This is a genomic window from Photobacterium proteolyticum, assembly GCF_001939735.1.
Lineage (GTDB): Bacteria > Pseudomonadota > Gammaproteobacteria > Enterobacterales > Vibrionaceae > Photobacterium > Photobacterium proteolyticum.
In genome coordinates this window covers 49,238-70,302 of sequence record NZ_MJIL01000044.1, presented here as the reverse complement: position 1 = coordinate 70,302, position 21,065 = coordinate 49,238, and the positions used below count along the sequence as shown (strand labels likewise).

18 protein-coding genes, 1 tRNA gene and 1 riboswitch are annotated in these 21,065 nt (G+C 47.9%); of the genes, 11 read left to right on the top strand and 8 right to left on the bottom strand.

The window, feature by feature from the left end; all coding sequences use genetic code 11:
• Positions 1-68: 68 nt before the first annotated feature.
• Together BIT28_RS02695 and BIT28_RS02690 are read right to left on the bottom strand one after the other, a co-directional pair.
• Positions 69-758, bottom strand: coding sequence for a TSCPD domain-containing protein (locus BIT28_RS02695; protein ID WP_075762097.1), 690 nt, complete (start codon positions 756-758; stop codon positions 69-71).
• Positions 759-770: 12 nt separating this feature from the next.
• Complete coding sequence (locus BIT28_RS02690) at positions 771-2,921, bottom strand: adenosylcobalamin-dependent ribonucleoside-diphosphate reductase (RefSeq protein ID WP_075762096.1); 2,151 nt, start codon at positions 2,919-2,921, stop codon at positions 771-773.
• 431 nt (positions 2,922-3,352) lie between these two features.
• Between BIT28_RS02690 and BIT28_RS02685 the strand changes: the two genes are divergently transcribed.
• Positions 3,353-3,426: transfer RNA gene (locus tag BIT28_RS02685), tRNA-Cys, on the top strand.
• 206 nt (positions 3,427-3,632) lie between these two features.
• Here BIT28_RS02685 and BIT28_RS02680 read toward each other — a convergent pair.
• Positions 3,633-4,253, bottom strand: a complete 621-nt coding sequence (locus BIT28_RS02680) for a thioredoxin domain-containing protein (protein ID WP_075762095.1) — start codon at positions 4,251-4,253, stop codon at positions 3,633-3,635.
• A gap of 198 nt (positions 4,254-4,451) precedes the next feature.
• Between BIT28_RS02680 and yegD the strand changes: the two genes are divergently transcribed.
• A complete protein-coding gene (gene yegD / locus BIT28_RS02675; RefSeq protein ID WP_075762094.1) occupies positions 4,452-5,804 on the top strand; it encodes a molecular chaperone in 1,353 nt (450 codons plus the stop codon).
• Positions 5,805-5,872: 68 nt separating this feature from the next.
• On the opposite strand, the gene BIT28_RS02670 is transcribed toward yegD, so the two are convergent.
• Positions 5,873-6,172 carry a high-potential iron-sulfur protein gene (locus BIT28_RS02670; protein WP_075762093.1) on the bottom strand — a complete coding sequence of 100 codons (300 nt, stop codon included), beginning with the start codon at positions 6,170-6,172 and terminating at the stop codon, positions 5,873-5,875.
• Between the two features lie 385 nt (positions 6,173-6,557).
• On the opposite strand from BIT28_RS02670, the gene BIT28_RS02665 reads away from it, so the two are divergent.
• Together BIT28_RS02665 and BIT28_RS02660 are read left to right on the top strand one after the other, a co-directional pair.
• On the top strand, positions 6,558-7,214 hold the full coding sequence (locus BIT28_RS02665) for an HAD family hydrolase (RefSeq protein ID WP_075762092.1): 657 nt from the start codon (positions 6,558-6,560) through the stop codon (positions 7,212-7,214).
• A gap of 178 nt (positions 7,215-7,392) precedes the next feature.
• Positions 7,393-7,881, top strand: a complete 489-nt coding sequence (locus tag BIT28_RS02660) for an ester cyclase (protein ID WP_245823636.1) — start codon at positions 7,393-7,395, stop codon at positions 7,879-7,881.
• 68 nt (positions 7,882-7,949) lie between these two features.
• Here BIT28_RS02660 and BIT28_RS02655 read toward each other — a convergent pair whose 3' ends face one another.
• A complete protein-coding gene (locus BIT28_RS02655; protein WP_075762091.1) occupies positions 7,950-9,326 on the bottom strand; it encodes an alanine/glycine:cation symporter family protein in 1,377 nt (458 codons plus the stop codon).
• 97 nt (positions 9,327-9,423) lie between these two features.
• A riboswitch (glycine riboswitch) is annotated at positions 9,424-9,536 on the bottom strand.
• Between the two features lie 717 nt (positions 9,537-10,253).
• Here BIT28_RS02655 and BIT28_RS02650 point away from each other — a divergent pair.
• Both BIT28_RS02650 and BIT28_RS02645 read left to right on the top strand, forming a co-directional pair.
• Positions 10,254-10,961, top strand: coding sequence for a helix-turn-helix transcriptional regulator (locus tag BIT28_RS02650; protein ID WP_075762090.1), 708 nt, complete (start codon positions 10,254-10,256; stop codon positions 10,959-10,961).
• 238 nt (positions 10,962-11,199) lie between these two features.
• On the top strand, positions 11,200-12,339 hold the full coding sequence (locus tag BIT28_RS02645; protein ID WP_075762089.1) for a J domain-containing protein: 1,140 nt from the start codon (positions 11,200-11,202) through the stop codon (positions 12,337-12,339).
• A gap of 105 nt (positions 12,340-12,444) precedes the next feature.
• Here BIT28_RS02645 and BIT28_RS02640 read toward each other — a convergent pair whose 3' ends face one another.
• On the bottom strand, positions 12,445-15,534 hold the full coding sequence (locus tag BIT28_RS02640) for an efflux RND transporter permease subunit (RefSeq protein WP_075762088.1): 3,090 nt from the start codon (positions 15,532-15,534) through the stop codon (positions 12,445-12,447).
• 3 nt (positions 15,535-15,537) lie between these two features.
• A complete protein-coding gene (locus BIT28_RS02635; protein WP_075762087.1) occupies positions 15,538-16,671 on the bottom strand; it encodes an efflux RND transporter periplasmic adaptor subunit in 1,134 nt (377 codons plus the stop codon).
• 389 nt (positions 16,672-17,060) lie between these two features.
• On the opposite strand from BIT28_RS02635, the gene BIT28_RS02630 reads away from it, so the two are divergent.
• From BIT28_RS02630 to BIT28_RS02610, 5 genes are all read left to right on the top strand, one after another.
• Positions 17,061-17,705, top strand: a complete 645-nt coding sequence (locus BIT28_RS02630) for a TetR/AcrR family transcriptional regulator (protein WP_075762086.1) — start codon at positions 17,061-17,063, stop codon at positions 17,703-17,705.
• A 145-nt stretch (positions 17,706-17,850) separates the two neighbouring features.
• Positions 17,851-18,639 carry a transporter substrate-binding domain-containing protein gene (locus BIT28_RS02625; protein ID WP_075762117.1) on the top strand — a complete coding sequence of 263 codons (789 nt, stop codon included), beginning with the start codon at positions 17,851-17,853 and terminating at the stop codon, positions 18,637-18,639.
• Positions 18,640-18,802: 163 nt separating this feature from the next.
• Positions 18,803-19,405 carry a beta-phosphoglucomutase family hydrolase gene (locus tag BIT28_RS02620; RefSeq protein WP_075762085.1) on the top strand — a complete coding sequence of 201 codons (603 nt, stop codon included), beginning with the start codon at positions 18,803-18,805 and terminating at the stop codon, positions 19,403-19,405.
• 69 nt (positions 19,406-19,474) lie between these two features.
• Positions 19,475-19,960 (top strand): hypothetical protein, encoded by a 486-nt coding sequence (locus tag BIT28_RS02615; RefSeq protein ID WP_245823635.1) that lies wholly within the window; start codon positions 19,475-19,477, stop codon positions 19,958-19,960.
• A gap of 132 nt (positions 19,961-20,092) precedes the next feature.
• Entirely contained in the window at positions 20,093-20,422 is a 330-nt protein-coding gene (locus tag BIT28_RS02610) for a hypothetical protein (protein ID WP_075762084.1), read from the top strand.
• Positions 20,423-20,440: 18 nt separating this feature from the next.
• Here BIT28_RS02610 and BIT28_RS02605 read toward each other — a convergent pair whose 3' ends face one another.
• Complete coding sequence (locus tag BIT28_RS02605) at positions 20,441-21,037, bottom strand: hypothetical protein (protein ID WP_075762083.1); 597 nt, start codon at positions 21,035-21,037, stop codon at positions 20,441-20,443.
• Between the last annotated feature and the right edge of the window lie 28 nt (positions 21,038-21,065).

Here is a 21,065-nt window from a genome sequence, read left to right as displayed (position 1 = left end):
ATGTTGTGTGAGCCTTCTTGTTTTACAGCAAAAAGCGCGAATTATTAGCGTCTAATTAGCTGTATAACCTAACCACATTTAGAGTCGCCGCAGTTCAGGCAGGTCTGGCAGCCGTCTTTGACGATGACTGCCTTGGTGTGGCATTTGTAGCAAAGGGTCGCGCTTGGCGGGAAGTTACCTTTGTCTTCTTCTTTTTCTTCTTGTGCTGCCGCTAGCTCGGCTTTTTTTGCATCAAGAAAAGCCTGCTGGTGTTCGTCGACCTCAGGTTTGCCTAACATGCCAATTTCTGTCAGGTGCTGCTCAATGACATTGCCAATCTCTGCAATCAGAGACGGGACATACTTGCCTTTGTTCCAGTATCCGCCGCGCGGGTCGAATACCGAGCGTAGCTCTTCAACCAGGAAGGTACAGTCGCCGCCTTTACGGAATACCGCCGACATTATACGCGTCAGCGCAACAATCCACTGATAGTGTTCAAGGCTCTTCGAGTTGATAAACACTTCGAACGGACGGCGCACTTCGTATTCTGTGCCTTCATTCAGGACAACATCATTGATGGTAATGAACAGGGAGTGCTCAGAGATATGCTCCGGAGTCTTTAGCTTGTAGGTTGTGCCCAACAGCTTTTCTGGCCGCGGCATATCTTCATGCATGTGCACAACTTCAACTTCTGGTTTTGCTGGTGCCTCTGGCTGAGCATCTTGCTCCTGGCTTTTTACTTTGAAACCAACAATTTTGCTGTCAATCTTTTTGACCATGATTCTCTAACCTTAAAATTTACCGTAGTAACCTTCTTTCAGCGCATCATAAAGGTTTGCTGCAGTGTGGGTTTCGCCGTCATATTCAATTTCTTCGTTGCCCTTTGCTTCGAAGGTTGAGCCGTCTTCAAGGTTGAACACATAGGTGGTGTTCTCCAGATCCTGCTCTTTAACCAGTACGCCCTGGAACACTTCTGGATTGAAGCGGAACGTCGTACAGCCTTTCAGACCTTTGTCATAGGCATCCATGTAGATGTCTTTGAAATCCTCGAACGGGAAGTCTGTCGGCACGTTGGCGGTTTTAGAGATAGACGAGTCAATCCAGCGTTGTGCCGCGGCCTGAACCTCGACATGTTGGCTTGGGGTTATATCATCGGCGGTGATGAAGTACTCCGGTAGTTTTGCTTCTTCGTCGGTGCTGTATGGCATGGCTTTGTCATTGATCAGCTCGCGGTAGGCAAGCAGCTCAAAGCTGTACACATCAACACTTTCTTTCGTTTTCTTGCCCGTCACAATCACGTTTCGTGTGTAGTGGTGGGCAAAGCTTGGCTCGATACCGTTACTGGCGTTGTTTGCCAGCGACAGCGAGATTGTGCCTGTCGGGGCGATGGAGCTGTGGTGGGTAAAACGCGCACCGTGCTTGGCTAGCTCCGCGACAAGGGCTGGCTCGACTTCAGCAACTTGCTGCATGTAGCGGCTGTATTTTGCATGTAGCACCTTGCCTTTAACCTTGTCGCCAACCTTGATACCGTCCTTTGCCATTTCCGGGCGCAGACGCATCATCTTGCCGGTGATCTCAAATTCTTCATTCATCACTGGTGCAACGCCTTTCTCTTTGGCAAGGCTAAGGGCTTCTTTCCAGCCTGTGATGGCCATTTCCTGGGCAATTTGCTCTGTGAAGGCAACAGAGGCTGCGCTGCCGTATTTGTGCTTCAGCATAGTGGTTGTCGAGCCTAGGCCCAAAAAGCCCATACCGTGGCGGCGTTTGTGCTCGATCTCATGGCGTTGCTTTTCAAGAGGCAGCTTGTTGATTTCGACCACGTTGTCTAGCATACGGGTGAAAATAGCCACAACACGACGGTAGGCATCCCAGTCGAAGTGGGCATTATTGGTAAATGGTTCACGAACAAATTTAGTTAGGTTCACCGAGCCCAGCAGACACGCACCGTAAGGTGGTAGCGGCTGCTCACCACATGGGTTGGTTGCGCGGATTTCTTCGCAGAACCAGTTGTTGTTCATTTGGTTGACCTTGTCGATCAGGATGAAACCCGGTTCGGCATAGTCATAGGTAGACGTCATGATAACATTCCACAGGTTGCGGGCAGGCATGGTGCGGAATACCTTACATGCAACTCGACCTTCGCTATCTTCGACAAGATCTTCTTTTGTCGGCCAGTCAGTCCAGACGATAGACTCATCATTTTGCAGATCCAGTCCGTCTTGCTTGGCTTCTTTGGCCGTAACAGGGAACATCAGCCGCCACTCGCGATCATTCTTAACGGCTTCGATAAATTCTTCGGTGATCAGCAGAGACAAGTTGAACTGGCGCAGGCGACCATCTTCTCGCTTGGCGCGGATAAAGTCGATGATATCCGGGTGGCGGATGTCCATGGTGCCCATCTGCGCACCGCGGCGACCACCGGCAGACGAAACGGTGAAACACATCTTGTCATAGATATCCATGAACGACAGCGGGCCGGAGGTATAGGCACCAGCACCAGAGACAAACGCACCGCGCGGACGCAGGGTAGAGAAGTCGTAGCCGATACCACAGCCTGCTTTCAGTGTAAGACCAGCCTCGTGCACCTTGCCAAGAATGTCATCCATTGAGTCCTGGATAGTACCGGAGACAGTACAGTTGATTGTCGACGTGGCAGGCTTGTGTTCAAATGCGCCGGCATTGGAGGTAATACGGCCAGCCGGGATAGCGCCGTTACGAAGTGCCCACAGGAATTCGTTGTACCAGTGTTCTTTGACTTTATCTTCTTCTAAATCAGCTAACGCGCGAGCAACACGTTTGAAGGTGTCGTCAAGCGTGACATCAATAGCTTCTCCATGCTTTGATTTAAGACGATATTTGCTATCCCAGATCTCCATTGAGGTAGATTGGTATTCAATATCGATTGCTTGAGATACTTCAGAAGCTGTTGGGGTTTTCGCCATTATGAATGCACCTTAATGTTTGTCATTTAGTCCAGCACGATTGATATAACCCAGATTCATAAAAAACTGCTTTATATCCACATGACGTTCGTTGAGCCTGAACGTCATATGTTGTGGCAAGGTGGCAGATCAAAACACTATATATGATGATCTTCAAGTCTTGACAGTCACATTATCTACCCATGTGATCCTAGTGTTAAGTGTAAAGATCAACTTGTGTGAAAATTGTTTTGCAATGGTATTGAAATCTCTTTTTACACTTACGGGCAGGGGGATAAGAAAACAGTTAGTGCAAAGCTTGAACGTTCAGATCTAAAGGTGGTTAAGCGCGTGAAAAAAGGGTTGTGCTCAACGTCAGGATATGGATAATGCGCCTCGTCTTCAGAGAGTGGCCAGCCCTCACTTTCTGTCTTGTTTCCTCGAAACAACATGGCGCGTTGGCAGAGTGGCTATGCAGCGGATTGCAAATCCGTGGACCTCGGTTCGACTCCGGGACGCGCCTCCATCTTCTCTCGTTAAACTCATCAATCAATATTTGCTCCCTGGTATCTTAGTTTCGCATTTTCCCATCGATTCATTCTCCGCCTAATCAATTCGTTACCTTTACGTTTGAATATCTGTCGGCTATGAGATTTTAATTTTTAGTCTGAGATACAAAAAACAGCCCCGAATGAGGCTGCTTCTTGGTTGCCAGGTGTTACCCCGGGGTGCTTATTTGTTGTCTAGCTTTGTAAGATAGCTAATTGTATTGGCCATGTCTTCCAGGCTTTCATGTGCGCTGCTTTCAACCAGATACTTGCCCTGGACAAGGAAGGCCGGGACAGAGGCGATTTCGGCGTTTGTGACGACTTGCTCAGCTTCAGTTAGCTTCTTATACACTTGTTTGTGCTGTTCTTCGGTTAGTTCAAACGGGCTAGTCAGGTTGTGTGTGGCGAAAATTTTGGTCAGCAGTGTTTTTCGCTCATCTTCAGTGACAGTGTCACCAGTGTCTTGTACGTAGGCGAACAGTGATTCCATTAGCGCAGCATCAGGCACTCCATCGCTCTGAATCGCGACAGTGTAGTAGATATAAGCTGCGATCTGAGCACTTTTATTGAAAGTGACGTGAACTTTGTCGATATCGACGCCTGCTAGCTTTTTGATCTCAGGCAGCATTGTCTCCATGCTGCGACAGTGCCCGCAAGCCAGCGAGAAGACTTCGATAACATGAGCGGCATTCTCGACAGTTTCTGTAACGACTTTGTATTTGACACCTTCTTTCGGAGTCGCAGCATCATTACAGCCAGCTAGGGCTAGTAGGGCGATAAATAGAGGAATTATTGATTTAAGCATTGTTTAGGGACTAACCAGTTAAAAATAATCATTAATTATGGCTGAATCCGGGGGAAAATACGTGGTAACACATCAAAACTTACATAGTTTTACCTATTAGGGTTAGATACCGGGCTGCTGTTATGTGTGTACTTAAGTGATTGTAGAATTTTTAAATTTCTGTATGATGAGCGGCTTTTTTCTGTGTGGAGGTACAGCATGTACATAGGTTTTGATTACGGAACAGCAAATTGCTCTGTCGCTATGATGGCGCAGGGAAAACCGCAACTGCTTTCGCTTGAAAAGGGCAACAAGTACATACCTTCCACACTGTGTGCACCAACTCGTGAAGCGGTTAGCGAATACCTCTACCGCCATATGGGGGTGAAGCCGGGAGATACGGTGGGCGAGCAGGTGCTTCGCCGGGCTATCGCTCTTAACCGTGATGAAGACATTATTGTCGAGAAGGGTGATCTACTCTTTGGACAAGCGGCGCTTGATTTATACCTCGATGATCCCGAAGAGGTCTATTACGTAAAATCACCCAAATCGTTTCTTGGTGCAAATGGCCTGCGCGATGTGCAAATCAGTTTCTTCGAAGACCTGGTTTGCGCCATGATGAGCAACATCAAGATGCAGTCGGAGCTGTCGCTCGATAGCTCCATCGAGAGCACTGTGATTGGGCGACCGGTGAACTTTCAGGGCACCGGAGGCGAACGAGCCAATCAGCAGGCTGAAATGATCCTGAGCCAGGCTGCCAAACGTGCCGGGTTTAAGCACATTGAGTTCCAGTATGAACCGGTAGCAGCAGGGCTGGAGTATGAAAGTACACTGACGGAAAACAAAACCGTGCTGGTGGTCGATATCGGCGGCGGCACAACAGACTGCTCGATCATCGAGATGGGACCGGATTGGCAAGGAAAGGCCGACCGTCAGGAAAGCCTGCTGGCGCACAGCGGCCTTCGGGTCGGCGGTAATGATCTGGATATCCACCTTGCATTTCGCCAGTTGATGCCGATGCTCGGCCTTGGCAGCAAAACCCGCAACGGGATTGATATGCCGATCAGCCAGTTTTGGAACCCGATAGCAATCAATAACATTGTTGCCCAGACTGAGTTCTACAGTGCGTCTAACCTAACGGTATTGGATCAGCTGCGACGTGATGCTGCTGAGCCGGAGAAGCTGCTTCACTTGTTACGTGTATATCACGAAACACTGGGCTATCAATTGGTTAGAAAGGCGGAAGAGTGCAAGATTGCTCTATCGGATGCAGCATCCTGCCATGTTGAGCTTGATGGGTTATCGGAATTGCTTGATGTTTCTGTCACGCAGCAAGATATGGCCACAGCCATTGAGTCGCCGAGAGTCAAAATGAGCCAACTGGTAACTGAAGCAATACAGCAAAGTGGTAAAAAGCCCGATGTCATCTATATGACGGGAGGGACGGCCCGTTCGCCTATCCTCAGAGCCTGTATCGAGCAACAATTGCCTGATGTCCCTGTGGTCAGCGGAAGCTACTTTGGCTCAGTGACTGCCGGTCTGGCCAGGTGGGCAGAACGCTGTTTTGCCTAGGAATAAGCCCGCTAATGTCGGGCTTATTACGCTCGAAGGCTCTAAACACGACTCATCAAAGGTGCTGATCAGCCTGCCCAGGCTGAACACCAGCCTTTGGATGAGACTAGCTTACCAGGGAATAGTTGACACGGACGCCATTCATCACCCGCCTCACCTTGTAGCAATACGCAGTTCGAACAGTTTCTATCTTCGTACGGTGACTTATGGGTGTACTTAAGTGCTGATGCCTGTGCATCGTCCTCATCCAGGTGGGGGAGCTCAGAAGCCTGAGCTGGCTTGATTAGGTTTTTCCCTCCCAGTGTAACTCCGATGACACCCGCGAGGGTGAATTTTAAGAACCTTCTTCGATTCGATTGATCATTCATTGTGACTTCCTTCTTGTGCTTTCGACATTGCTTCTCGTTTTTATTATGAGGCGACGGGCACCTGTATTTAGATACTAGGCAAAGCTGGCTAGATAAGTTTGGAAGGCAAATAGCCGGGCGTCATTTTCCTTTTTGCGAAAGTGCTTAATTAGTTAGCAATAAGAGCGAATACGGAGGGTAAGAGACCCAGTTGAAATGGATTACATTTATTAACAAATTATTAATAAAAGTTGTGTCGCCTGGTGAAGAATAAGTATTTGACTAGCAAAGGTTTGAGTCTGAGCAAAAAAACACAAAATGTAGCAATCTCACTATTGCAACATTTCCTTTACAAGCGCATGCTATGACCGCCTTACCAAAGACGAAAAGAACAAAGGTAGAGAAAATGAACTTATTCCTTATTGATATTGATGGCACCCTGGTTGATTCAGAAAGTGTTGATATGAAGTGTTATACCCAGGCCGTGCAGGATGTGTTGGGAATCCACATTGAGGCAGATTGGAGCCACTACCGGAATGTGACTGATTCTGGTGTATTGGATGAAATTATTTCCAAGCATAAGATCACTGCCAGCCGCTCACTGATTCACCGTCAGGTCGAAGCGAGATACCTACAATTGATCCAGGAGTATCTGGTCAAGAACCCTACAGAAGTTAGCCAGATTCAGGGAGCCAAAGATTTTATCGATCAGATGCGAGAAAGAGAAGATACTCATGTAGCGATTGCCACAGGCGGTTGGGAATCCGCAGCCAAGCTGAAGCTGCGAGCTGCGGGTATTGATATTGCTAATATGACGTTTGCTTCTTCTTCTGATGCTATGAGCCGGACTGAGATCATGGCGCTGGCAGCATTCAGGGCCAAGCAAGATTCAGGTGCGACGTTCCAACGTCGGGTCTTGTTCGGACATGGATCATGGAACAAGCATGCCTCGCAAGAGCTGGGGTATGATTTTGTCGAGATAGGCGATAAAGGCCAGCATCATCATCACATTCCTAATCTTGTTCACTATCAGGCCGCGTTTTCACAGTTGGCTTTACAATAATTCTGAACACCAACACACAATTCCCTTCATGTCTGATCCCTGGCTATTTGGGCTGGGGGGATCCTTTGGCGTACTAGTGGTCGGTAATGGATTAGTGAGAACCAGCCTAGGCTGCGTTAATGTTGAAACATTGTCATGGTATTTTTTCCAATAATGTGAAAGGCAAAAGAGTTAAGACATGAGCAAAGTGTCATTTTTTTGTCTAGTCTTGCCTATGGAAGCGCAAGAAAAAGCAGTTGGAGTGATATCGTGCATGATGAATGATAACGAATGGGTAGTTCGCTGGTTTGCGGATGTTTGGAGCAGGGCAGATGGCGGTTTACTCGCAGAATATGCTACTGATCCTTTTAACTTTCATTTGCCCGGCGGAAGGGTACTAACTCTTAGCCATGTCGATTACCTGAACTTTATATCCATCTGGTGCCAGCGGTTTAAGAACGTAAATTTTACAGTTAAAGATGTGATAAACGACGGAACGAAGACTGTAGCTCTGTACCATTGCAGTGCGACCTATAACGGTGGCTGGGCGAGGATTCCGGCCAGAAAGCAGCATGTAGAGATGACAGGCATGGTGTTTTTCAAACGAGAGGAGGGGATGATCACCGATTGTTGGCTCGAAGACAGTAGCTTTGACTTGTATCAGCAGCTAACGCGATATCTCGACTAGGTAAATGACTAGCAAAAAGAAAGGCGATATCTATCGATACCGCCTTTTTAGGTTTAGCTCAAGCAATATTAGGCTGTCTGGATATTTTGTGCCTGAGAGAGCTTAAGTTGTTCGAAGAACTGTTTGGTCTCGCTAACAATGACTTCTCTTAGCAGGATCAAACCAATCAGGTTCGGAACAGCCATCAGGCCATTAACAATGTCTGCGATCAGCCAGATCATATCCAGCTTGATGAAGGCACCGCCTGCAACAAGGACAAGGAAAAATAGCTTATAAGGCAGAATCGCTTTTACACCAAATAGGTAAGTAACACAGCGCTCACCATAGTAGTTCCAGCCAAGAATAGTGGTAAAGGCGAAGAACATCAGGCCGACAGATACCATCAACGGTCCCCAGTATGCAGAGTCCAGGCCGCTTGCAAATGCGAAAGTCGTCATCTCGGCACCGGCGTAATCGCTTTGCCATGCACCGGTTACAACCAGGGTCAAACCTGTCATGGTACAAATGATAATAGTGTCGAAGAATGTACCTGTCATTGATGTCAGGCCTTGCTTCACACAAGAGTCAGTCTTGGCTGCTGCCGCCGCCATTGGTGCGCTACCCAAACCTGATTCGTTCGAGAAAACACCGCGGGCGATACCTGACTGGATGGCAAGCATAATACCGGCACCGATAAAGCCACCCGCGGCAGCATGACCGGTAAAGGCCGAGGTAATTACCAGCTCGACTGCGGCCGGCAGTGCATCAGCCTGAGAGGTCAGTACAGTGATACAAGCCACAATGTAGAATGCGGCCATAACAGGTACGACTTTACTGGCTACACTTGCAATCGATTTAATCCCGCCAAGGGTAACTGTCGCGACAAGAACCGTAAGGATAATGACAGTGATCTCTCGTGGCATTTCAAACGACAGGTAGGCAGCATCTACGATTGCATTGGCCTGCGGAAAGGTACCGATACCGAAACAGGCAACACCAAGTGCAAAGATTGCAAAGAGTTTGGCCAGCCATTTACTTCCGACGCCTTTTTCCAGGTAGTACATTGGACCACCAATCATCTGGCCGTTAGAGTCCGTATCACGGTATTTGACCGCCAGTAGACACTCGGCGTACTTGGTCGCCATACCAAACAGTGCCGCAAGCCACATCCAGAAAAGTGCACCCGGACCACCCAGCTTGATCGCTGTCGCAACACCGACAATGTTACCTGTACCGATAGTGGCAGACAGCGCAGTACACAAGGCGGCAAAGCTGGAAACATCCCCGCTGCCATTGCGATTTTTCTTGTTTGAGAAAACATAGCTAAGCGCGAGTGGCAGGTGGCGAACCTGGATAAAACCAAGGCGGATAGTCAGGTATAAACCGGTACCAACCAATAGAATAAGTAGAGGCGGACCCCAGACGAAGTTATCAATAGTTTGTAGTAAATTGTGTAGCGGATTCATTATTCTTCTCCCCTTAAACATCAAAGGAAGAGATAAAAAACAACAGAAAGGTGGTGTTACAGAAAAGCTGTTTTCAGTTTTTTTCTGAGCTGTTGATCTTATCTCCTCTGTCCTTTTGCCTGAGAGTTTCACTAACCACTCCTGCAAGGCAGAGGGTGGAAGCTTGCTCCTTCGGCGTCCGATTTAACGGATCTCTCCAGAGGCTCCTCCAACAACAGTCCATACCTAATATCAACTCAAGGAATTAACATTGCGGTGCCTGAAAGATTTACAACTTAATAACAGAATAATTCTGGTTGGTTAAACTGCTTACTTCTTCGGCGGGCGGATACAATAACGTATCTTGCCACTCTCCTGCTGTCTTCATCGGAACTCATTTTCGGGCGACATACTAAATGATAAAAATGTGATTGTCTGCAAAAAAATCGCATCAAACGATAAATTTTTCATAGCAATGTAGCTAAGTCATTTTTCTGCTGTATGGAGCTATATATGAATACGCTACTTAACGCTTAATTTGCACCCAGCTTGAAGGGAAAAATGTTGCAGTGTTATTTTTTTATGCTCACCTATACTATTTTGTAGGCAGCTTGTGACGGAGAAAATATAGAATAAATTGAAATTAAAAACTGGTTGTAATTGCTAAAGGTAATATTAGAAAAGCGTTTCCTGCTTATTTTTTCGGCTAACTTATTGATGTACAGGAGCTAGCATAGAATCTGATCGTTGTTGCTTAAATTTGAAACAAAAGCGCCCTGCTGGAATTATTTAGGTTTCTGAACGTTAATTATTCATAGCAAGTCAATTTTTTGACGTTGCGGTCATAACAATTCTTATAAAGGTTCAGGTATTCATCGACAAGGAGTGTTTCACCGCAGCATACAGAGTTTTTGTATGTACTTATGACACTAGTAGTAAGGTGAATTTGTGATTTGGGTTAGTTGCAGTCATTACGACAAAATGGCAGACGCCAGAGAAAATCTTAAGCTATCACATAACGTCGTTGATGTTTCGCCCTTTGAGTTACTTTCGACAATGACCGGACAGGAATTGATTTTCCTTGAGGTTGTAGATTCCACATCGGAAGGTTTTGAGTTATTGCGATCTATCAAGAACCGTTTTCCGCTGGCAAAGGTTGTTATTGTTTATCACAGCCTGGATGCCAATCTGGCACTGAATGTACTTCGGGCCGGGGGCGAAGATGTGATTGAAGCCAGTGCGACAAGACAAGAGCTCGATGAGTGCTTCAGTCGTTTGCATACCCATCAGGTAGAAGCGGATGCCGATACGGGGTTCGAGCACCGGGAGTTGTCGATACGGCCCGCGCTCAAGATCATTGATGAGAATATTAGCGCACCGCTGCGAGAAGAAGATCTGGCGAATGCCTGCCAGTATTCGCCTACGTACTTCTCACGCCTGTTCCATAGCATAATGGGTGTCACCCTAAAGCAATACATCATCAAAAAGCGGTTAGATCTGGCCTGTGGGTTGCTGAGCTCGGACCGGGAAAAAATCTCTCAGGTTGCAAACTCAGCAGGCTTTAAGGATGTTTCCTATTTTTCCCGTGTTTTTAAGAAGCATATGGGGTGCTCACCGGGAGAGTTCAGAATGAGAAAGCACAACTTGAACACTTAAAGAGGTTCAAGGACGAAGCATCGTTGTGTTTTTCTTCAAATTTGTGTGCTAGAGGTATCAAGTTAGCAGAAATCTGCCGATAACAGACTACATACGGTTTTCATGTCTGTATATTATCAGCTCGCGCAAACATAATTAGACTATATTGATTGCATATGGACTTAGGCAAGCTGCATATTTTCCAGGACATGCGCGGTATTGCGTAGACAATCAGTAGTTAACGGCATCTGCAGATACAATGACATCTTTTCACGATATATTAGGCACAGACAGCAATACTCCAAGCGCTGACGTAAAGCGACGTTACAAGTTACTTTCCAGCCGCCTCCATCCCGATAAAGGCGGCTCAAAAGCAATCATGCAATTGCTTGTTCAAGCATACGAAAAAATAGGTCAGGGCAAGGGGCACGAAGAAGCGGTCAGAACGATTCATTCCAGGAATGCGACGTCGGAAGCAGACAAGCAAAAATTACAGCAACTTGAACGAGACTGTCAGGCGCTTAGGCGAATCAATGAAGATCTTGACCGTCAGTTTAAGCTAGAGCAGCAGAAAAGCAAATTATTGGCCGAGGAAAGCGAGCGCTATATGAGCGCCTCGGAGGATGAGCTCAAATGGTTGCGTCGGGAAAACAAGCGTCTGAACAGTCAGCTTGAAGAAGCTCGCCGGAAACTTAGTGATACAAACCGGACGGTAACAACCGTGTCGCCGAGAACGAAGACAGCGCCATCTCCATCTCCCCTGAGCGAAATATCTCCTAAGGTGATTAACCAAATAAAAGCACTTGGCCGCGTTAATCTCCGTCGTTTTGGGCTAATGCTGATGATGCCTGTGGTTATTGCTGGCCTGCTGTTTACTTTGGGCAAAGAGCCTTTGCTGGCGATGATGACACTGTTTGAAGAGCCTCAGCCGAAACCTGAAGTAAAGGTGACGATTGTTAACAATAATCCAGCTGATGATCTTCAGCTACAAGCTCAGCCTGCGGTGACGTTGATTAGCGCGGCTCCAGCAAAGCCTGTACTTGTCCCACGTATCCAGCTGGAAAGAGCGGTTGGTGTGTGGCAGCTGCGTTATTTTGAAGAGAATAATCGTCCCTATATCGCAGTTCGAAGTGAGAAGGGATCCTATATCGTCAGAGGCTGTGATGCTAAATTCCAGTATTACCGCAATTCGAATCTGCGCTCAGGCAGAATGGCTGCTAACCTGATTTTTGACAGGAAGGAGCGCCATTTCCTTGTCTATAACATCCCCTATGGTAATGGTTCATTCGCCGGGAACTGGGCGGAAAGTAAAAGCTTGCTGATAAACGGAGAGTACTTTCCAAATGAAGGGTTTTCCGCAGTATACCAAGAGTTAGAGATGCTATGTATGCGGTATTAGCATAGAGATAGTAAAAAAGGCACTTTACGTGCCTTTTTTATTGTTTTCCGATGATGAGGCGTCCGGTGTGGACGCTTTCGTTTATCGGTTTATTGCTGTGAGCTATTAAGCCTCTACAAGCTTTCCGTCACAAAGTGGTTTCTTGATGACGGCAAGCCGGTAGGCCGCCGGCACGAAGTAGAAAGAGACGATAGTCGTTAGTAGTGTACCGCCAGCGATGGCGACTGCAAAGGGGGGCCAGAATCCACCACCTGCCAGAATTAACGGCATAAAGCCACCGATTGTGGTAATGGTGGTAGAGGTGATGTGGCGGGTACAGCTCATCACCGCGACCAGAATGGCATCCGTATCACCGTGCAAGGCTTTCGGGCTGGCCTTGAGCTCGGCCAAGATGACAATAGCCGCATTGATAGCCAGTCCGACAAGGCCAAGCAGGCCGATAATTACAGTAAAGCCAAACGGATAACTGAATATCCATACCGACAGTATGCCCAGTCCGGCTGCTAATAGGCCAACGGAGAAAATGATCAGGCTAAGCCGGAACGAGTTAAACGAGATCACAACCACCATCACTAATAAGGTCATGACCATAGTGAGATTCGCCATCAGGTTGCCGACGGACTCATTTCGCTCTGCCGACTCACCGCCAAATTCGATGGTGTAGCCTGACGGAAGTGTCTGGGCGTAGGCTTCGAGATTTTCCTGGAAGTGATCGAGCGCCGTTTGTGGTAAAACACCAGCCCGGATATACCCTTCGATAACATTCACCCGTTGTCCGTTACGACGGGGAATGGCTCCTCGGGTAGGCGTGAGCTTGAGATCAGCCAAGGCAAAGACCGGAAGGCCCGTCAGCCCTTCGCCTGAGCGAACCGGCAGGCGAAGGCTACTTAAGTTGGCCATATTCTCCCGGTGTTCGTCTTTCACCCGGACACGCACAGGAATGGACTCTGTCGCTTCAATCACATTGCCGCTGACGCGTCCGGTGAGTGAAGCCTGTAGCAAATCAGCCAGCTCGCTCAGGGAGAGGCCGCTAAGTTGGCTGGCTTCTTCGTTCACATTGATCCAGACCTTAGGTGTGCCGGGTTGCAAGGTCTCGCGGGTATGGGTGACATCTGGCGTTTCGGCCATGATCAGGCGAATATCTTCACCAATCGATTTTAACCGATCCAGATTCGGACCATACAAACGTACTTCTAGCGGTGCATTGAACGGAGGCCCTTGTTCAAGCTTCCTGACTAATATCTGGGCTTGAGGCATGGCCTGATCAAGCCTGATTTGTAGCTCCGGGATCAAGCTGTTGGCGGCCTGGAAATCGGTGACCTTTACCATTGCTTGGGCGAAGTAGGGCGCACCTTGCTGACCGCTGACAAGGTTATAATAGAATGACGGGAAATTACCGCCGGCCAACCAGCTGATTTGTTCGACAGTGTCGTATTCCGCCATGATCTCGTCAACTTGTCTGGTGGCATCGAGTGTCGCATAAATGCTGGCCTGAGGCGGTAAGAAGACCTGAATCTCGAACATATCCCGATCCGAAGGCGGGAAAAATTGTTCGGTTAGCTGCGATGCACTCCAGAAACCGGTAAATGGCAATATACAAACAAGCAACGCGGTAATCGCCGGGTGCTTAATCGCGAACTTTACTGACTTTTCAAACCGGGCACTGAGTGCCGGGAACGAGATGCCAGTGTGGTACCAACGCTGTGCGCTTTTTTGTGCGGGCAGCCAGCGGGAGGCGAATCCTGCCACGATGGTGTGGGATATCAGGTATGAACCGATCAGCGAGAAGCAGACGGTGATGGCGATGGCGCCAACAAATTCTCCTGCCGGGCCGGGCATCAGGAAGATTGGTGCAAATGCCAGTACAGTGGTCAGCGTCGAGCCCAACAGTGGGATCCAGAGGTGGTTGACTGCTTTCACGGCTGCAGTGAGCTTGGCAACACCTTGTTGGCGATAGTGCTGAATAGTGTCGACCATGACGATAGCGTTATCGACCATGATCCCTAGTGCCACAATCAGCCCAGTAACTGACATTTGGTTAATCGGCAACCCGGTAAACTTCATCATTGTCAGTGTAACCAGACTGGTTAATGGCAGAGAGAGTGCAACAATGATGGCCGAGCGTATTCCCAGCGTCAGCAGCAGAACAACCAGAATAATGGAGAAGCCTAGCAACAGGCTTTCATTGAGCTCTGATAGACGAGTCTCGGTATAGCTTTGCTGTTCAAAAACAAGGTCAACGCTGATATTGGAAGGAACCTCTTGCTGATAATTATCAAGCAGTTTTTTGACCCGCTGGGTCCATTGATCAACACGAAGTGTTGGCTGCATTCTGGCCGCAACAAGAATGGCGGGTTTCCCGTCAATGACGGCTAACTCAGCAGGTGGTGAGGCGTGTGTGCGCTCGACTTCGGCAATATCTTCCAACCGGATCATATAGCCACTTTCGTCAATGGCTACCGGTACCCGCCTTACTCTGTCGAGTGAATCCAGTGAATCTGACACTTCCAGCGTAAAGCGATTGGCACCGTTGACCAGCTCACCCGCGGAGTTCTTTGCATCGGCATTGTTGATTGCATTGGATAAGGAAATCGCTGAGCGGCCCAGGGCACTTGTGACGCTAGGATCCATGGTAACCAGGATCTCTTCGTCCGGTAGCCCGTACAGATCGACGAACTCAGTACCGTTCAATACCCGCAGGCGGTTACCCAGCTCGATGGCATAGCGACGCAGAGTCAGCAAATCCGGCTTGGTCGGTCCTTGCCATCTCAAGGCGGTGATCACCGTAAAGGCATAGCCATGGTCATCATCCAGCTCGGGCACAGAAGTACCTTGTGGCAGTAAAGGCTGTGCATCGGCCAGTTTGTCCCTTGCCCGAGACCATACGGGCTCGGCGTTGTTTACCTCATCTTTTAATTCAACCCTTACAACGGAGATCCCCGGCCGAGAAACAGATGCGAGCAGCTTTACTTCATCAAGCTGCCGCAGGCTAGTTTCAATCTTTTCCGTCACCAACGCTTCGACACGTTCGGCAGTTGCACCGGGGAAATGGGTGATCACACTGGCAAAACGGTTATGGATCACCGGATCTTCAGCGCGGGGTAGGGTATTGATTGCGGAAAGGCCACTGACAATGAGCAGTGCCACTGCCAATACCAATAGCCGCGTGTTGCTGATAATGTGGTTTATCTTCATGGGTTACGCCTCGTCATCCGAATTATTCAGAGGCAAAGGCAACTTCTTTACCGGCATCACAGCCTGTCCCGGTACCAAGCGGTGAAGTCCGTCGGAAACCAGACGCTCGCCATTGCTGATCGCCCCGGTCACGAAGGCGTGATCGTTATTGGCATAAAGTACCTGAACTGAGCGACGTTCGATGCGCAGTTCCTGATTGTTTTCGTTGAGGGCAAACACATTCCAAACCCCACGAATGCCATCAGTCATTGCAGACAGTGGGATCCAGTATCCCGGCTTTTCGCGAATATCATCAAACTGCAGGTAGGCCAGTTCACCGTCAATAACGTCAGCATTTTGCGGCAGGCCAAACCGTAGCTTCACGGTACGGGAGCCGGTGTCTACCCGTGCTCCTGGGTTGAGCAAGCTGGCTTGGTAGGAGCGGTTGCCGATACGTAATGTCCAGTCCGCCTCTCCACTCATCTTGGTCAGTTGTTTGGCCGGAATGCCTATGTGCGCTTCTTTATTGGTACTGGCAAGCAATGTCAGTGTTGGAGCGCCGGTATTGACTACGTCGCCTTTCGAAACAAACCGGGCACTGATAGTGCCGTCATACGGGGCAAACACAGTCGATTTTTTCTGCTGGAGCTGATTGGCCGCCGAAGAGGCTGCGAGCTGGCGGAAATTTGCCCGTAGGGCGTTTCTCTGACTGTTTAGGTTGTCGATTTCAGATTCGGCACTAAAGCCTTTCTTTTTAAGGGCTTTTTGCCGTTTCAGGTTGGCCTCAATCAATTCTAGCTGGGCAGTAATTTGCGCCTGTTGGGCACTTAGCTCGTCAGCCTGGGTTTGAAGAAGCTGTTTGTCGAGGATGATCAGCGGATCGCCGGCAGTTACCTTGTCACCGACATCAACAAGGATCTGCGCAATCTTGCCACCCAGTTCTAACCCGAGGTTGGCCTGCTGGCCAGCCTGGACAGTGCCGACATATTCCCGTTCTACCAGATAATGATCTGATGGAGCGAGGGTAACGGTATTAACCCTTGGTATCTGCTGGGTTTCATGTGTTTGACTTGCTTCGGTATTTGATGTGTTGCAGCCGCTTAGTAGTGCTGATGCAACCAGTAAGCTGCAGGCTGTGAACTTTAATTTCCGTCGCATGGTAATTCATCCTGATTAGGGTTTATACCCAAGCTACCTCAAGATGCAGGATTCAGAGTGAGACCAGCGTGCTCAGTTCAAGGAAAATAACGGTAGGAATGGCTACCCCTTTCAACGTTATTTGACACAGAAATGAGTTCGCTGGCTCACTCCCAAAGGGCGAGTTTACTTGGCTTCTATGCGTTGTTACCGATTATTGATTTAGAACCACTAGATCTTCAAATCGGTGCCTAGCCTAAAACCCAAGTAATTCTCGCTGAAACGAGCATCTTGAGGTAGTTTGGGTATATGCTAAAACTAGACTGTCTAGTCCATATGAGTTAAAAATAACTCAAGCAAACTAGACTGTCCAGTTTGATTGTGTCAAAACTGTCAATTGTGATGTAAGGATGTTAATTGTGAGTGGGCCAGTATTGAATCCGAGAAGTGCAAAGAAGAGAGAGCAGATCCTAGAAGCCGCCGGTGAGCTGTTTGCTGAGCAGGGGTATGCCATCAGTATGGATGCTATTGCTGTTAGGGCTAAGGTTTCCAAACAAACGGTGTACGCTCACTTTAAAACCAAAGATGATCTGTTTGACACTTGTATTCGCGCAAAGTGTACGGCAAACCAGTTGGACGGGAGTTTAATTGATGACTCAAGTACGATGAGACAAGTGCTTTGTGAGTTTGCCTGGCGGTTCCAGAGTATGCTGATGAGTGATGAGGCGCAGCATACTTACAAGACGTCAGTCAGCCAGGCCGATACACACCCTGAACTTGCCCTGGTGTATCTCAATGCCGGGCCAAAAGCGACAACGGATATGGTGGCCGAATACTTGGGGCACAATGTAGAAAAAGGGGTCATAGCCATTGATATCGATATGCGTGATGCTGCCCTGCAGCTGCTATTGATGCTTCATGGCAAAGCTGTGTACTGGAAATACCTCGGTCAGGATAGCGGCGAGTCGGATGAAGAACGCCGTGTGTATCTGGAGCGATGCGTGGATCTCTTTCTTAAAGGATATGATTGCCAGGAAATGGCTTCTTCGTCATAACCCAGCAAGGGACGACACGGAACGACAACTTTTGGGGTATCACTTCTTTGCGAAATGCCTGATCAAATTACTGCTATCTTTAAACGTATGCGCTTGTGTATTCAGGTAGATTGGGGGAGAGGTATCTATGAGAGCGTTGTACGCCCTGAAGAAAGTTGTCGTTGTTGTTTTTGCTTTGGTGTCGGTGTTTTCAGTTCCCTCTCATGCTGCTCCTAGTCGTTTGCAGGAAATAATTGATCGTGGCGTGCTGCGAGTCGGGACCACGGGTGACTGGAATCCGATGACTATCCGTGATCCTGCGACCAATTTTTATAAAGGCTTTGATATCGACATTACCACCGAGCTGGCGAAGGATTTGGGGGTGACAGTGGAGTATGTCGCGACCGACTGGAAAACCTTGGTCAGCGGTGTCGTAACCGACAAATATGACATGACAGGCAGCGCGGCGCTGAACATGAAGCGGGCGCGAGTCGCCGGTTATAGCCAGCCGTATTTTAATCTCGCTTTCGTTCCCGTTATTCAAAAGCAGAATTTTAAACGATTTCGTAAATGGAGTGACTTCAATTCGAGCTCTGTGACGATCATTTCGACCAGAGGAACGGTTCAAGAGGCGCTGGTACAAGAACTATTTCCCAAAGCGCGCCATAGTGTCATTCAAGCTCCCCTCCGTGACTATCAGCAGTTACTGGCCAATAAAGCAACCGTCATTGTGACATCGAATATCGAAGCTGCAACAATCACCAATCGATTTCCCCAGCTAACTGTTGCCAAAGTCAACGGCATGCGCCGCCCGACACCTGTGGCTATGTTGTTGCCCAAAGAGGATCAGATTTGGATAAATTACATCAACCATTGGATCGAGCTGAAGAAAACGCAGGGATTTTTTGATCGGATAGCCAGAAAGTGGGGACTAGTTAGGTTGGATGTTCGTTAAATCCCATAATTCATTTCCACCTAAACGTTTGCCTGAGGGAAAGGTAACGATTTGACGAGATCGTGCAGCCATACAGCTTGAACATATGCAATAAAAGTGACATGGTGGGTTGATAGGTTTTAGGAGAAAACAGGAATAGATACCCGCAAGTTAAAGGAGCAATATGGACTTAACACCCTATAAAGGACTTATTTTTGACATGGATGGCACCCTGATAGATTCAATGCCGGCTCATGTCGAGGCGTGGAAAAAAACATGCGTACTCTTCGAGATCCCGTTCGACGAGGAGTGGTTTTACAGCCTGGGTGGTATGCCGACGATAAAAACGGCGCAGGCAATTAACCACCGCTATCAGCAGAACTTTGATACCAAGCGTTTGGCGAATACCAAAAGCGAGTTTTTTGAAACGCTGGATTTTAAGGGAGAAGTGATATCTTCCACCTATCGGTTGCTGCTCGATAATAAACCATCAAAGAAGATTGCCGTTGGCACCGGGTGCCGTCAGTTGAACGCGTTACCATTGCTTGGCGAAACAAACATCCTGCCATTGCTAGATGCGCTGGTTACCGCCGATGACGTAGAAAAGCATAAACCCAACCCTGATACCTTCTTACAGGCTGCACAGCGCATCGGTGTTGAGCCCAGTGAGTGTTTGGTATTTGAAGATACTGAACTAGGTAAAACCGCTGCCCTGGCAGCCGGAATGGATTGCGTGCTGGTGGTCGATGGTGAAATCACGACCCTGACGAAGGCAAGTACTCGTTAAAGAATCAGATTACACCTTGGCAAAGAAAGGGTATTCTTCCATGTACTGAATGAATACCCTGACAACAAGATGAAAAAAGCAACCGCAGAACAGCAACAAGTACACGCCGAAAGAAAATCATCCGATCACCGCACAGCGTCTAAAGATCAATACCCAATATCAGAGACCCGTTTTTGGATTCAACGCCTGAGTAAAACAGGGGTGAGGGCTTTGCATATCTTAGGGATCGCAGGCTCAGCCGGCGGTATTTTGTATGGCGTCGAGCGCGAGTTATGGCTGAACTGGTGGGTTTTGGCAATGGTGACTGGCGTTATTCTGATGACGCTGGAAATCAGTCGATCCAAATTATGGTTAATTCAGCTAAAAGGTGTGCTGACGCTGGTGAAGCTGATGTTGCTTGGCTCTTTCTTTATTATTCCGCAGCACAAACCTATGTTGTTTATTACTGTCTTGTTAATGTCAGTGTTTATCGCACATGGACCGGCAGGGTTGCGCCACTATTCTATTTGGCATCGACGCCGTATTGATGAAAAGCAAGGCAAGAAAAAACGCTGAATGGAAATTCTTCGAAGCATATCGACAATGTAAGCACTATCGTACCCTGAAGTTTATTGCACTGGCTGCTATAATTCAGCATAATATTGCTATTACACTGATTATAAAACTTTATTTGTCAAGGATTTGGCTTTGAAACCATTACTGAGCATTATTCTACTACCATTGCTTCTTGTTGGCTGTTCACAAACAGTGGACGAGCGCGCCGATGAGTATGTTGATTTGAGCTTCACATTGTGTGGCGCCAAGGTAAAAACCTACTCTCAGGGAGATGATGGCAAGATCAGGGTTATCTGTGAAAATGACAGTTACTTCCTAGTAAAAGACAAAGAAACACTTGCCTATATGAACGAGTTAAATGGCGCATATTGTTACGGCAAAGGCTTCTCTGTTTTCAACGAGCGTAGTAACTACTACACATTTACCTGCAAGGATGAGAAAAGCTTTAACATTCCTAAGTAACTTCAATATTAGGATGTATTAAGCGTCAACCTTTGTTAAGCGGAAGGCGTCGGCAGGGCCCTCTACTGGTGCAATCATTGCAACCAGGGTTGCGTTGGGTGTAAGCGATTCCTGAACCCGCTGAACCGTTGCTTCAAAATGATTTATATTGCCCTGATTGTTGGTGTAAACAAACAGGGCGTTATTGACCGTACTTTTTAGTTTCGATTCTGCTTCAACAGTCATTAAAGACAGCTCCCTGCCTCCTGTTTCCAATGCCCACTGAATATCAATAACACTAACGCCAATCAGTTGTTGTTGGGTAAGCCCCTGAACAATAGCTAAGATAAATTGCTTCACCTTATTTTTATCCTTTGATGCGAAAGTCAGAAAGTTAGCCGATGCGCCGTGATTGGTTCTGTCTTCAATCGTCAGGCGATAGGCATCGCTAGGATCGTTATCAGACAGCTCTTTCTCGAGGGTAAAAATTAAGTCAAACTGGCCCTGTTTATCTGGAGCCTTCTCAAGGCGATGAATAACCTCTGGATCGCATTGCTTCAAGTTGATAAAGCTTGGCCAGTGCGGACCAATAAATGCAAATGCGTATTTATCGTCATCAATGATTGGCTCGAACATGTTTCTTTCCCTGTAGTTTGTTCGTGTA

Bases quoted from the DNA above. Each gene is read 5' to 3' on its own strand.
- BIT28_RS02695 (WP_075762097.1), bottom strand. From the start codon at position 758: ATGGTCAAAAAGATTGACAGCAAAATTGTTGGTTTCAAAGTAAAAAGC.
- BIT28_RS02690 (WP_075762096.1), bottom strand. From the start codon at position 2,921: ATGGCGAAAACCCCAACAGCTTCTGAAGTATCTCAAGCAATCGATATT.
- BIT28_RS02680 (WP_075762095.1), bottom strand. From the start codon at position 4,253: ATGCTTAAATCAATAATTCCTCTATTTATCGCCCTACTAGCCCTAGCT.
- yegD (WP_075762094.1), top strand. From the start codon at position 4,452: ATGTACATAGGTTTTGATTACGGAACAGCAAATTGCTCTGTCGCTATG.
- BIT28_RS02670 (WP_075762093.1), bottom strand. From the start codon at position 6,172: ATGAATGATCAATCGAATCGAAGAAGGTTCTTAAAATTCACCCTCGCG.
- BIT28_RS02665 (WP_075762092.1), top strand. From the start codon at position 6,558: ATGAACTTATTCCTTATTGATATTGATGGCACCCTGGTTGATTCAGAA.
- BIT28_RS02660 (WP_245823636.1), top strand. From the start codon at position 7,393: ATGAGCAAAGTGTCATTTTTTTGTCTAGTCTTGCCTATGGAAGCGCAA.
- BIT28_RS02655 (WP_075762091.1), bottom strand. From the start codon at position 9,326: ATGAATCCGCTACACAATTTACTACAAACTATTGATAACTTCGTCTGG.
- BIT28_RS02645 (WP_075762089.1), top strand. From the start codon at position 11,200: ATGACATCTTTTCACGATATATTAGGCACAGACAGCAATACTCCAAGC.
- BIT28_RS02640 (WP_075762088.1), bottom strand. From the start codon at position 15,534: ATGAAGATAAACCACATTATCAGCAACACGCGGCTATTGGTATTGGCA.
- BIT28_RS02635 (WP_075762087.1), bottom strand. From the start codon at position 16,671: ATGCGACGGAAATTAAAGTTCACAGCCTGCAGCTTACTGGTTGCATCA.
- BIT28_RS02630 (WP_075762086.1), top strand. From the start codon at position 17,061: ATGTTAATTGTGAGTGGGCCAGTATTGAATCCGAGAAGTGCAAAGAAG.
- BIT28_RS02620 (WP_075762085.1), top strand. From the start codon at position 18,803: ATGGACTTAACACCCTATAAAGGACTTATTTTTGACATGGATGGCACC.
- BIT28_RS02615 (WP_245823635.1), top strand. From the start codon at position 19,475: ATGAAAAAAGCAACCGCAGAACAGCAACAAGTACACGCCGAAAGAAAA.
- BIT28_RS02605 (WP_075762083.1), bottom strand. From the start codon at position 21,037: ATGTTCGAGCCAATCATTGATGACGATAAATACGCATTTGCATTTATT.